Raw genomic sequence first — 11,781 nt, forward strand, 5'->3', positions numbered from 1 at the left:
GCTTCGGCGTTCGCCCCCCGCCCGCTTCGGCGTTCGCTGCTCCGGGCGGTTCGGCGTTTGCTTCCTTGCCCGTCTCGGCGTTCGCTGCTCCGGGCGGTTCGGGGGCCGCGGAGGCGCCGATTCCGGGCAGGTCGACGGCGACCGCGTACGCGCCGTCCGCCGCCGCCAGCCGCATCACGCCGCGCCAGCAGCGGGCGGTTTCCGGCCAGCCGTGCAGGAACACGTACGCGGGCGCGTCGGGGTTTCCCTCGGTGATGACGTTGGTGATGACGTTCATGCGGTCTGTATACCCACCGATGCGGCCAGTTCCTGACCGCATCCGGCCGTAGCGTCGGCGGGGTGAAGGTCGACACGAGAACCCTCAACCGGACCTACCTGCGCCGCCAGCTGCTGCTCGACGACGTGGACCTGGGCGTGCCCGAGGCGGTCGCGCGGCTGGTCGCGGTCCAGGCGCAGGAGGTCGACGCGCCCTACGTGGGGCTGTGGGCACGGCTGCCCGGCTTCACGCACGAGCGGCTGACCGCGGCCCTGCGGCAGCGCGCGGTCGTGCGCGGCGGGCTGTTGCGCGGGACCCAGCACATCGCGGCCGCGGCCGACTATCGGTGGCTGCGGCCGCTGATCAAGGCCCGGATCGGCGGGAACGGGCTCTCGCCGTTCCGCCGGCAGATCGAGGGTATCGACCTCGGCGAGTTGCTCGACGCCGCCCGCGAGGAGCTGCGCGGGCGCGTCCTGACCCGGCCGCAGCTCGCCAAGGCCTTAGGAAATCGCTTTCCCGGGCGCCAGGCGATCGCGCTCGCCTGGGTGGCGCAGCACCAGCTCGCGCTCGTACACCCGCCGCCGACCGGGGTGTGGCGCCGCCGCGGGCACGTGCACGTCGCGCTCGCCGAGGACTGGCTGGACGCGCCGCTGGCGCCCGGGGCCGGGATCGAGGAGCTCTTCCGGCGATACCTCGCAAGCTGCGGCCCGGCCACCATCGCCGACCTGCGCAACTGGTCGGGACTGCGCGGCCTGCACGCCGACGCCGAACGGCTGCGGGCGCGGCTGCGCGTGTACACCGACGAGGCCGGCCGGGAGCTGTTCGACCTGCCGGAGCTCGACCTGGCCGGCCCGGACGAGCCGGCCAGGGTGCGCTTCCTGCCCGAGTTCGACAACCTGGTGCTCAGCCACGAGGACCGCTCCCGCATCGTCGCCTCGCCCGCGGACCGCGCCGTGATCTGCCCCGGCTACTCGGTCGTCCGGCCGACCTTTCTGGAGGACGGCTTCGTCGCCGGCACCTGGTCGATCGGGCCGGGCCGGCTCGAGGTGGTGCCGCTGCGGGCCCTGCGCGACGCGGCCGCCGTACACGCGGAGGCGCTGCGGCTGCTGGAGTTCCTGCAGCTGCCCTCCGGCACCGAGGTCGTGCTCAGAACAGGGTGAGCGGGCCGACCGGCTCCGGGTCGGGCAGCGGCGCGAGGTCCGGCACCCGGGCGCGTACGGCCGCGTGGAAGTCGCGGGCGAGCCGCGGCGCGTCGGCGTTGTCGGGCGTGTGGATGAAGAACGTGGGGGAGCGGCCCTCGCGCAGCCATTCGGCGGCGATGGCGACCCAGCGCTGCCAGCCGCGGACGGTCTCGGTGGTGTCGTCCCGGCCGAGGTACCGCACGATCGGCCGCTGCGTGAGCGCCCTGCTCCGCAGGGGTGTCCGCGGCTTCTTCGTCCACGCGTCGCGCTCGGCGTCGCTGGTCGGCGCGGCCGCGAAGAACGCCGTCGTGTCGAACGGCACCCACTCCGCGCCGTGCGCCGACAGGACGTCCTCGAGCCGCCGCTCGGCGTCGCGCTCGGCGAAGAACGCGTTGTGCCGCACCTCGACCGCGGTCGAGTACCGCTGCGGCAGCCGGCGCAGGAACGCGTCCAGCGCCGGGACGTCCGGCGGCCCGAAGGAGGACGGCAGCTGGATCCACAGCGCGTACGCCCGCGGGCCCAGCGGCTCGATCGCGTCCAGGAACGCCGTCAGCTCGGGGCTGGTGGCCGCGGCCAGGCGCTGTTCGTGGGTGACGGGCCGGGGCAGCTTGAGCACCATCCGGAAGTCCTCGGCGGTCTGGGCCGCCCAGGTCGCGACCGTCTCGCGGGACGGGGTGGCGTAGAACGTGGTGTTGCCCTCGACGGCGTTGCACCAGCCCGCGTACGCGCGCAGCCGCTCCCCGGCCGCCAGCGGATGCTCGACGAACCGGCCCTGCCAGGCCTTGAGCGTCCACATGGCGCAGCCGACGTGCAGTGTTGTTCGGGTCACGGGCGTTCCTCGGGGGCTTCACGGCGCGTACGGTGTTCGCCGGACACGGTACCGAGGCCTCCCCGCGCGACGTCGGCCCGCCCGACCGGTGGGTCGAGCGGGCCGGCGGCGGTGCTGGGTCTACTCGGCGGTGAAGGTGACCCGGCGACGGCGGCGCAGCGTCACGACCAGGACGGTGCCGCCCGCGATCAGGGCCGCGCCGGTGCCGACCATCGGCAGGGTGCTGGACGAGCCGGTGACCGGCAGCCCGGGCGGCGCGCTCGACGAGGCCTCGGGCGTGCGCGGCGCCGGCTTGGAGGCCGACGGCTGCGGCCCGGGGGTCGTCTTGGACGGGGTCGGCGTCGGGGTGTCCGGCTTGCAGTCGCCCGTGAGCTTCACGCCGTCGCTGGTGAAGTTCTGCGGCTTGCCGTTCTCGGGCCAGGTCTTGTCCCGGCCGTCCTGCCACAGCCCGTCGACGCTCAGCACGAGGGTCTTGCTGGTGTCGCCGGCGTAGGTGGTGGTGAAGGTCTCCTTGCCGTACCCCGTCAGCGTGATCTCCGCGGGGATGCTGTCGCCGGGCACGACCTTGCCGCCGGACAGGATCTTGATGTTGGAGAGCGTGACCTTGGTGCCGAAGTCGTTCTTGACCGTCCAGGTGACCACGTACTTACCGTCATCGCCACAGACCGCCTTGCCGGACGGGCCGGCATTGTGGGCGCTTGCCGGGGCAGCGAAGAGGGCCGATAGGCCGAAAGCGGCGGCCGCGGCGAACGTGCCGACGACAGCCCTCCTGAACAGCGTGTTCTTCACGTCGTCTCCTACGGGGTGGAACTTAGCGACGACACAACATAGTGCGGATCGCCCGGTGGACAACAGCCGTGACGCCCGGGAAATTTGCGACCGATCCGCTTATGTCTGAATTGTTCGAAAAAATAGTGAAGATCAATGCTTCGACCGACCACTCAATGTGGTGAAACCATTACGGGGCCAGGGTATTCGCGAATGCTGTGCGTCAATGTGTGAGCACGCTGGGTGGAGAATGCGGCGCCGGAATAGGATCGCGCCGGTGGAGACGGCGCAGATCCTTCAGCTCGCGTCGCTGCTGACGTTGCCCGAGCTGCAGGTCGCCGAGGTCCTCTCGCTGCGCGCGGCGGGCACGCGGCGGCGCGATCTGGCGCGGGCACTGGGCGTCTCCGAGGACGACCCCCGGCTCGCCGCGGCGCTGCGGACACTGCACGAATCGGGGCTGGCCCGGCCGGACGAGCGGGACCCGGAGTGGATCCGCACCGTGGCGCTGCACCAGGTCCTCGCCAACAGCTACGGGTTCGGGCGGGCCGCCGAGCACGAGATGGCGTACCTGCCGCTGGAGCAGCTGCAGCGCATCGCCTTCGAGCTCGGCGCCCCGGTCGGACGCGACCAGCGGCGGCTGGTCGAGGCGATCGGCGCGGCGCTGGCCGACCCGGACCTGGTGCGCGAGCAGTTCCGCCTCGCGCCGCGGGCAGCCCAGGACATCATGCTCGGCATGGCGGTCGGGGAGCCGTTCTACGCCGACCCGAACGCGATGCTCGCGCTGCGCACCGGGCGGCGCGTCTCGCCGCTGCGCTGGGCGGTCGACCGCGGCCTGCTCATCTTCAACCAGTACTACGGCGCCGCGATCTGCATGCCCAGCGAGGTCGGCGCCGCGCTGCGGCCGGACTTCCGAGCCGGCTTCGACACCACGCCGCCCGCCCCGCCGTCGGCGCCGGCCGCGGCCGGGACCGTCGAGCGCTCGGGTGCGGCGGCGGCCCGGGCGGCTCTGGGCTCGATCGTGACGCTGCTGGAGGAGTGCGGCCGCACCCCGGTGCCGATCCTCAAGGCGGGCGGGATCGGGCTGCGCGAGGTACGCAAGCTGGCCCGGCTCATCGGCTCCGACGAGGAGGGCGTGCGGTTCTGGCTGACCGTCGCCGGCATGAACGGGCTGATCGGCATCGCCGGCGACCGGGTGGCCCCGTCGGCCGAGTTCGACAACTGGCTCAAGCTCTCCCCGGCCGAGCAGTTCGGCTGGCTGCTGGAGGGCTGGTTCCGGATGCCGGCCGCGCCGCTGCTGCTCGACGGCCGCCCGGCCCTCGTCGGCGGCGAGCACGACGAGAGCAGCGCGCTGCTGCGCGTGACGCTGGCGGCGGTGCTCGCCTCGCTGCGCATCGGCCGGGCCGCGGCCGGGATCGACGGGCTGGCGACGATGCTGGCTTACCTGCGGCCGCTGGTGGCCGGGGACGCCGAAGAGGTCGTACCCATGGTGGAGGCCCTCTGGCGCGAGTACGAGCTCATGGGCGTCGGCGCCCACTACGCCCCGACGTCGCTGTGTCACGCCCTGGCTGCGGGCGACGGCGACCGGCTCGCCGCGGCCCTGAAGGACTTCCTGCCGGCGGCCGAGGAGACGGTACTGCTGCAGAGCGACCTGACCGCGGTCGTCACCGGCACCCCGTCGGCGACTCTGAGCGCCCTGCTGGACCTGGCCGCCGAACGCGAGTCCCGCGGCGGCGGCTCCACGTGGCGCTTCACCGAGTCCTCCGTGCGCCGCGCGTTCGACGCGGGCTGCACCGCCGACGAGCTGATCGCCCGCATCCGCACCGCGGCGGCCGGCGGGCGGGTGCCGCAGCCGCTGGAGTACCTCGTCGCCGACCTCGGCCGCAAGCACGGCAACGTCCGGGTCCGCACGGTCGGCTGCGTGCTGCGCAGCGACGACACCGCGCTGCTGGGCGAGATCCGCCAGGTGCGGGGCCTGGCCCGGCTGGAGCTGACCGAGCTGGCCCCGACCGTGCTGTCCAGCGCGCTGCCCCCGGCGGAGACGCTGGCCGCGCTGCGGGCGGCCGGCTACGTGCCCGCCGCGGAGAACCCGGACGGCACGATCGCCGTCGAGCACCCGGCCCGCCACCGCGCGGGTCTATAGCGATCGGTCCAGGAAGTCGATGACCGTGCGGGTCAGGGCCACCCGGTGGTCCGAGAAGGCGTGGTCGGACGGCAGGGTCACCGGTTCGAAGCGCTGACCTCGCGAGTAGGCCGCCACGAGCGGCTCGTGGTGCAGCGGCGGGGGCGCGACCGTGTCGTTGCCGGCGGCGACCAGCAGGACCGGGCGGTCCGCGAGCCGGGGCGCCAGGCCGGCCAGGCGCCACAGCGGGCCGTGGGCGAGCATCTCCTCGTAGAGGGCGTCGCCGCTGGTGCCCCGCAACGGCAGCAGATCCGAGCCGAACATGGCGCGGGCCTCATGACGTACGACTTCCGGCTCTGCGGCCATGGCCCCGAAGTCGTAGGCGGCCATCGCGGCGACGGCCCGGACGGACGGGTCGTTCGCCGCGGTGTGCAGGGCCGCGAAGCCGCCGAGGCTGTGGCCGACCACCGCCACGCGGCCCGGGTCGAGGCCGAAGGCCGGGTCGAAGGTCCGCACGGCGCTCACCGCCCGGGCGGCGTCGGCCAGGACGCCGGACCAGCGGTAGTCGCCGCCGACGCCCCAGGAGCCGCGGTAGTGGAAGACGAGCGCGGCGTATCCGGCGCGACGCATCGCCTGGGCGAGGTCGAAGTTGCGCTCGTTGCCGGGGAAGCCGTGCAGGAGCACGACGACCGGGTGCGGTCCGGGTCCGGCGGGGACGTGCAGGACACCGAGGAGGGGCACGCCCGCGCTGTCGAAGCGAACCTCGGGGGTGCGGGCCACCGGGCGCAGGGCCGGGTCGGGATCGTACTGCCAGCGGTCGGACACGGCCCGATCATGTCACCCGCCGCCCGGTGGGCGGCGGGTGACGTTCGTACCCGGCGGGGGAGGCCGCGCGGGCGCAGAATCGAGATATGAACGCGAAGCCCGTGAACCTGACCGAGGCGCTCCAGTCGTTCACCGAGGTGTACAGCCCGCGCATCGTGGCGCGGATGAACGACTACGACGTGCGCGTGGCCCACGCGCGTGGGGAGCACGTCTGGCACACGCACGCCGACACCGACGAGTTCTTCCTGGTGCTCGACGGGCGGTTCGACATCGCCCTGCGCGACGCGGACGGCCACGAGCACACCGTCGTGCTCTACCAGGGCGACACGTACGTCGTCCCCCGCGGCACCGAGCACAAGCCCTCGTCCCCGGGCGGCTCCATCCTCATGTTCGAGCCGACCGGCACCCTCACCACCGGCGACCACCACGAGGGCCGGATTCCCGCGCACGTCGACAGCACCACCGGCCACGAGCTGTCCTGATCCCGGCGCCTCCGCTCAGTGCGCGACGGGGCAGCCGCCGGTCAGCCTGCCCAGGAACGCGTTCGGGTCGTAGTAGTGCTCGACCTCGAGCAGCTTCAGGTCGCCGGTCACCTTCGCGACGCTGATGCCGAACATTTCCACGGTCTCGCCGGTGGGCTGGAAACCGTGGTATTCGCCGGTGAACGCACCCCAGTGGCGCCACTTGAAGGTGACGACCGGGGGCGGGCTGAGAACCTCCAGCACCTCCCAGTAGAAACCACCGGGAAATGCCTTGTGGAAGATGTGGTGCGAGGACTCGAACGATTCCTGGCCGGACTTGTAGAAGGCGCTGTCGCCGATCAGGATGTTGTAGCTGCCGATGTCGGCGATGTCCTGCGCGCTCGCCCACGCCCCGCCGTTGACGTTGGTGCGGAAGTGCTCCGTCACCATCGACACCCAGGTCGCGGGGTCCTTCTTGTGCGAGACCTCCATCTCGAAGACCTGCACGATCCGCTCGACGACGGCCTCCAGTGAATCCGGCGCGAAGTGGTGCGTGCGCTGCCCGGGCATCACCGTGTGGGACAGGTGGTAGTCCGGGGTGCCTTCGCGCCAGTCGGCCGGGTCCGTGGCTTCCACGACGGCCGAACGGCCCTGCAGCCAAAGAGGGGTTTCGGTCACGCTGACGTTCCCTTCGCAAATGTTCGCGGAAAGTGATCGCCTGCGATCGTGGGGTAGTGCAATGGTGTCCGTCAACCCCGTTGAGTAATCCTTCTTGGGATAGAAGTAAGATCAGTATACATCAATGTTAAATTCGTGTTTCCAGTGTCGGCTACGTGGTTTCCGGTGTCGGCTTCGCGGTCTCTGGCTTCGGCTCCGCGGTCTCTTGTAGTGGCTTCGTGGTCTCTGGTGTCGGCTTCGTTTTTCTGGTATCGGCTTCGCGTTTCTGGTATCGGCGGAGGCTCGTCGGGGCGATTCCGGACTCCGCCGCCAGCGCGTGCCACGGCAGGCCCTGCGCCCGGCGCGCCGCCACGAACGCCTCGATCGAGGAGAATCCGAGCGCCCGGGCGGCCGCACTGGCGCGGGCCGTGGCGCCGTGCCGCTTGGCCGCGTGCGCGGTCGGCTCGATGCCGTGGTGGCGCAGCGCGGCGAGCACCGTCCAGCGCGACACCCCCGCCTCCAGCGCGATCGCGGCGACGCTGCGGTGCTGCTCCTCGTGCGCCGCGCGCAGATACGCCCCGACGCCGTCGAATCCGTGCGCCCGCGCGACCGGCGCCAGCCGCGTCTCGCCCGGCGGCGGACGCTGCGGCACCGGCGCGTGCCGGCTCACCCAGTCCTTGTGCAGTCCCGCCTCGCGGCTGATCGCGGCCATGCTGAGCCCGGCCCGCACGCGGGCGGTGACGTACTCGCCGAAGCTGGCGAACCCCGACCGCGCCGCCACCGCGGCCGCCACCCGTGCCCGGTGCTCCTCGCCGCGGCGCCGGTTGCCCGCGGCCCGCGCCGCCGGCTCGATCGTGGCCAGCGCGGCCAGCGTCTTGACCCGGCGCTCGGCCGGATGTGCCCGCCCGCGCGCGGCTCGCGCGGCCGCCGCGGTGAGCGCCCCGCTGCCGGCCCGCTCGCGGGCGGCGCGCCGCGCGTCGCGGATCGCGGGCTCCGCACCGCGCGCGCCGAGCGCGGACGCGCGCCGCTTGCGGGTCGCGGGCCCGCTGAGCGGATTGGTTCGTTCGAGGCCGAACGCCTCCAGGTAGCCGGCCTTCGTCCACCCGTGGACGCGCAGGTGGGATGCGACGGAGAGGAACCAGCGGCCGCACAGGTGGCAGCAGACCCGGTCACCGTCGACCGGAAGCTCGCCGATCGGCGCGTAGTGCGGCGTCCCGTCGTCCAGCCGCCCGAGCACCGCCCACCTCCTCGGTAGTCACAATGAGACTACCGGAGTGCGGCATAGGCTCGCTGGCGTGCCGCCGTCACTGTCCCTGCCCGAATGGATCGTGCTGACCCTGCTCGACGAGGCCCCCGCGCACGGGTTCGCGATCGCCGCGCTGACCGCCGAGGACGGTGACGTCGGGCGGGTGTGGCAGGTGCCCCGCCCGATCGTGTACCGCGCGGTCGACCGCCTCACCGCGGCGGGCCTGCTGGTCATGGCGGAGACCCAGGCCGGCCACCGCGGCCCGCAGCGCTCGATCCTCGGCGCCACCCCCGCGGGCGCGGCTGCGGTGCGGGAGTGGCTCGGGCGGCCGGTCGCGCACGTGCGGGACCTACGCTCGGAGTTCCTGGTGAAGCTGGCCCTGCTGACCCGGCGCGGTGGTTCTCTGACCGATCTGGTGTCGGCCCAGCGGGCGGTGATCGCCCCGCTGGAGCCGGCCCTGGCACGCCGCCGCGCGGAGGCTCCCGGCTTCGCCGCGATCCTGGCCGCGTGGCGGCACGAGAACGCCCGTGCCGCCCTGCGCTTCCTGGACGGTATTTGATCGATCGCGGAGGGTGGCCGGGAAAATGTGAAATTTTCTCGGCATGGTACGGTGAGTGAGGCAGGACGGGAACGCCCACCGGAGCCGTCCCGTCGTTACTCCGCGAGATGCCGCTCCACCGAGGCGACCTTGGCGTCGAGCCGCCCGACCGGCCCGTCCCGCCAGTCGACCTTGATGACGGTGCTCGTGCGCGGCGACCTGGCCTGCACCACGGCCACAGCCGCCTGCACCACGCCCATGACCTCCTCCCACGTCTCGCCCTCGACCGTGGTGAACATGGCCTCGGTGCGGTTGGGCAGCCCGGACGCTCGGACCACGCGAACCGCCTCGGCGACGAGCGCCCCGACGTCCTCCCCGACCCCGAGCGGCGTGACACTGAACGCGACAAGAACTGACATGCGTTCGACGCTAGCGCTGTGACCACAAACGTTCACAGTGTTGGCGGCTTGGCTGGTGGTGCCGGCGGCGGGGTAGCGGCTATGGGAACGTGTGTGCTAAATGTGGTGGCGTGCCTCGATGTCGTGCTGCTGGTGCGCCGCGGGTGGTGTATCGGACCGCCCGGGTTGGGGTGCGGCTGACGCGGTTGCAGCGGCAGCGGTGTTTCGGGTTGTTGCGGTCGGCTGGTGATGTGTGGGCGTGCGTGCTGGAGCTCAACGGGTGGCGTCGCCGCCGGGGTGATGCGCCGTTGGTGTCGTATCAGGGGTTGTGCCGGGAGTTGGCGGCGGCCGGGCCGGGCACGTTCGGCGAGTTGGACACGACCGGTGCGCGGTCGGTGTTGCGACGGTTTTCGGATGCGTGGTTCTCGGCGGCGAAGCGCCGCAAGGCTGGGGATGTGTCGGCGCGGTTTCCGCGGCGGCGGCGTGGGTTGGTGCCGGTGCGCTGGTACCACGGGACGTTCCGGCTGGACGGCCGTCGGCTGCGACTGCCGACCGCGGCCGGGTACGCACCGTTACGGCTGCGGCTGGACCGGGCGATTCCGTATCCGGCCGAGCGGGTGCGGTCCGTGACGCTGCTGGCCGAGGGCGGCCGGCTGTGGCTGGAGGTCACCGCCGAAGTCCCGGTCGCAACCTATCCGCTCGTGACGGGCCCGGATCCGGGCCGCGTGGCGGGGGTCGACCTGGGCATCATCCACCCCTATGCCGTCGCCGGGCCGGACGGGCATGGTCTGTTGGTGTCCGGGCGGGCGGTCCGCGCCGAGCATCGCATGCATCTGGCCGACACCAAAGCCCGGTGCCGTGCGGTCGCCGGGCGGGCGCCGAAGCCGGGGCAGTGCGGGTCGCGGCGGTGGCGGCAGTACCGCCGCTGGGCGCGGCTCGTCGAGGGTCGGCATCGGCGGCGGGTCCGGCAGGCCCAGCACGAGGCCGCGAAGGCGGTCATCGCCTGGGCCGTGCAGCAGCGGGTCGGGACCTTGACGGTCGGTGACCCCCGCGGTGTCCTCAACCTGGATGCCGGGCGGCGGCACAACCTGCGGCTGCGGCAGTGGCAGGTCGGCCGGGCCATCGCGGTCCTGCGGGACAAGGCCGAACTCGCCGGGATCACCCTCCGGTTGGTTGATGAACGTGGCAGCTCTTCGACCTGCCCCGCCTGCCGGGCCCGGGTCCGCAAACCGGCCGGCCGGACGATGACTTGCACGAGCTGCAATACGACTGGGCACCGTGATCTGTTCGCGGCGGCCACTATCGCCACCCGAACTCCCAAGGGTGGCGGGATCACCACGGTGGCAGCGGTGCTGCCGCACGTGGTCACGCACCGTCGAGCCGGACGGCACCTGCCCGGTGCCGGACCGTCCCGGCGTGACCCCCGCCGACCACACCACGTGACGGCAGTGGGGTCGGTTGGCCGGCTGAGGCCCGCCCCACCACCAACAGTGGCGGGGAGTCGCTCGCCTGCACCACACGGCGAGGAACCACAAACACCACCCCAACCCGGGCAACGTTTGCGGTCACAGCACTAGTGTGTCGCTTCGTGCGAGTGTTGATCACGAACGACGACGGCATCGATGCGCCGGGCCTGCGCGCCCTCGCCCGGGCCGCGGCCGAGGCCGGCCACGAGGTGACCGTGGCCGCCCCGCACCGCGAGGCGAGCGGCTCCGGCGCGGCCCTCAACGCGGTCACCGCGTCCGGCCGTCTGGTGCTGTCGCGGGTCGAGTTGGACGGCGGCCCGGCGTTCGCCGCGGCGGGGCAGGCGTTCTCGGTGGCGGCCTCCCCGGCGTACATCGCCGTGCTCGCCGCCCTCGGCGTCTTCGGCCCCGCCCCCGACATCCTGCTCTCCGGCATCAACCGCGGCGCCAACGCCGGCCACGCGATCCTGCACTCCGGCACCGTCGGCGCCGCCCTGACCGCCGCGACCGAGGGCCTGCGCGCCCTGGCCGTCTCACTGGACGTGCTGACCGCGCTGCCCGGCGCCGACGCGCTGTTCCGCGAGCGCGACGGCTCGGGCGGCGCGCTGGCGCGGGAGCCCTCAGCCGGCGTGCTGCCGCGTGAGGGCTCGGCCGGCGTGCTGTTGCGGGGGCGCGAGGACGGAGCCGGGCGCGAGGCGCTGCACTGGGCGACCGCGGGGGAGTTGGCGATGGACCTGCTGTCCTGGCTCGCCGAGGCCCCGCCCGCGACCGTGCTCAACCTCAACGTGCCCAACCGCCCTCGGCCCGCCGTCCGGGGCGTGCGTCGCGCCGTTCCGGCCCCGTTCGGGCAGGTCCGGATGAGCGTGGCCGAGGCGGCCCGGGACTACGCGCGGATCACCGTCGTGGTCCGCGAGGAGACCCCGCCGCCGGACACCGATCTTGCCCTGCTCACGGCCGGGTACGCGACCCTGACCGCGCTGCGCCCGCCCGCCGACGACCCGGACCTCGACCTGCCGGTCGACTGAGCGCGGCCGGGGCCG

At 73.1% G+C, this 11,781-nt stretch carries 12 protein-coding genes; 6 read left to right on the forward strand and 6 right to left on the reverse strand.

The window, feature by feature from the left end:
- Nucleotides 1–339: 339 nt before the first annotated feature.
- Nucleotides 340–1,416, forward strand: a complete 1,077-nt coding sequence (locus ACQPY0_RS07470) for a winged helix DNA-binding domain-containing protein (protein ID WP_432986265.1) — start codon at nucleotides 340–342, stop codon at nucleotides 1,414–1,416.
- Here ACQPY0_RS07470 and ACQPY0_RS07475 read toward each other — a convergent pair.
- Complete coding sequence (locus ACQPY0_RS07475; protein WP_432995060.1) at nucleotides 1,403–2,233, reverse strand: DUF72 domain-containing protein; 831 nt, start codon at nucleotides 2,231–2,233, stop codon at nucleotides 1,403–1,405. The genes ACQPY0_RS07470 and ACQPY0_RS07475 overlap by 14 nt on opposite strands.
- 153 nt (nucleotides 2,234–2,386) lie before the next feature.
- On the reverse strand, nucleotides 2,387–3,055 hold the full coding sequence (locus ACQPY0_RS07480; protein WP_432986267.1) for an LPXTG cell wall anchor domain-containing protein: 669 nt from the start codon (nucleotides 3,053–3,055) through the stop codon (nucleotides 2,387–2,389).
- 256 nt (nucleotides 3,056–3,311) lie between these two features.
- Between ACQPY0_RS07480 and ACQPY0_RS07485 the strand changes: the two genes are divergently transcribed.
- Nucleotides 3,312–5,174: a helicase-associated domain-containing protein gene (locus ACQPY0_RS07485; protein ID WP_432986269.1), complete on the forward strand. Its 1,863-nt coding sequence runs from the start codon at nucleotides 3,312–3,314 to the stop codon at nucleotides 5,172–5,174.
- Here ACQPY0_RS07485 and ACQPY0_RS07490 read toward each other — a convergent pair.
- The gene (locus ACQPY0_RS07490; protein WP_432986271.1) at nucleotides 5,169–5,978 is read right to left on the reverse strand and encodes an alpha/beta hydrolase family protein; all 810 of its coding nucleotides are present in this window, start codon (nucleotides 5,976–5,978) and stop codon (nucleotides 5,169–5,171) included. The genes ACQPY0_RS07485 and ACQPY0_RS07490 overlap by 6 nt on opposite strands.
- 86 nt (nucleotides 5,979–6,064) lie before the next feature.
- Here ACQPY0_RS07490 and ACQPY0_RS07495 point away from each other — a divergent pair, with 86 nt between their 5' ends.
- Nucleotides 6,065–6,460, forward strand: coding sequence for a cupin domain-containing protein (locus ACQPY0_RS07495; protein WP_432986273.1), 396 nt, complete (start codon nucleotides 6,065–6,067; stop codon nucleotides 6,458–6,460).
- A gap of 15 nt (nucleotides 6,461–6,475) precedes the next feature.
- Here the strand turns inward: ACQPY0_RS07495 and ACQPY0_RS07500 are convergent, their stop codons facing one another.
- Nucleotides 6,476–7,117 (reverse strand): SnoaL-like polyketide cyclase, encoded by a 642-nt coding sequence (locus ACQPY0_RS07500; protein WP_432986275.1) that lies wholly within the window; start codon nucleotides 7,115–7,117, stop codon nucleotides 6,476–6,478.
- Nucleotides 7,118–7,268: 151 nt separating this feature from the next.
- Entirely contained in the window at nucleotides 7,269–8,333 is a 1,065-nt protein-coding gene (locus tag ACQPY0_RS07505; RefSeq protein WP_432986277.1) for a hypothetical protein, read from the reverse strand.
- A gap of 58 nt (nucleotides 8,334–8,391) precedes the next feature.
- Between ACQPY0_RS07505 and ACQPY0_RS07510 the strand changes: the two genes are divergently transcribed.
- Complete coding sequence (locus ACQPY0_RS07510; protein ID WP_432986279.1) at nucleotides 8,392–8,901, forward strand: PadR family transcriptional regulator; 510 nt, start codon at nucleotides 8,392–8,394, stop codon at nucleotides 8,899–8,901.
- A 95-nt stretch (nucleotides 8,902–8,996) separates the two neighbouring features.
- Here the strand turns inward: ACQPY0_RS07510 and ACQPY0_RS07515 are convergent, their stop codons facing one another.
- Nucleotides 8,997–9,299: an MTH1187 family thiamine-binding protein gene (locus ACQPY0_RS07515; RefSeq protein WP_432986281.1), complete on the reverse strand. Its 303-nt coding sequence runs from the start codon at nucleotides 9,297–9,299 to the stop codon at nucleotides 8,997–8,999.
- Nucleotides 9,300–9,529: 230 nt separating this feature from the next.
- Between ACQPY0_RS07515 and ACQPY0_RS07520 the strand changes: the two genes are divergently transcribed.
- Complete coding sequence (locus ACQPY0_RS07520; protein ID WP_432986283.1) at nucleotides 9,530–10,855, forward strand: RNA-guided endonuclease InsQ/TnpB family protein; 1,326 nt, start codon at nucleotides 9,530–9,532, stop codon at nucleotides 10,853–10,855.
- Nucleotides 10,856–10,866: 11 nt separating this feature from the next.
- Nucleotides 10,867–11,766 carry a 5'/3'-nucleotidase SurE gene (surE, locus tag ACQPY0_RS07525; RefSeq protein ID WP_432986285.1) on the forward strand — a complete coding sequence of 300 codons (900 nt, stop codon included), beginning with the start codon at nucleotides 10,867–10,869 and terminating at the stop codon, nucleotides 11,764–11,766.
- Nucleotides 11,767–11,781 lie beyond the last annotated feature (15 nt).

Origin of the sequence: Dactylosporangium sp. CA-233914, from assembly GCF_050942935.1 — a bacterium.
In the GTDB taxonomy this organism is placed as follows: Bacteria; Actinomycetota; Actinomycetes; order Mycobacteriales; family Micromonosporaceae; genus Dactylosporangium.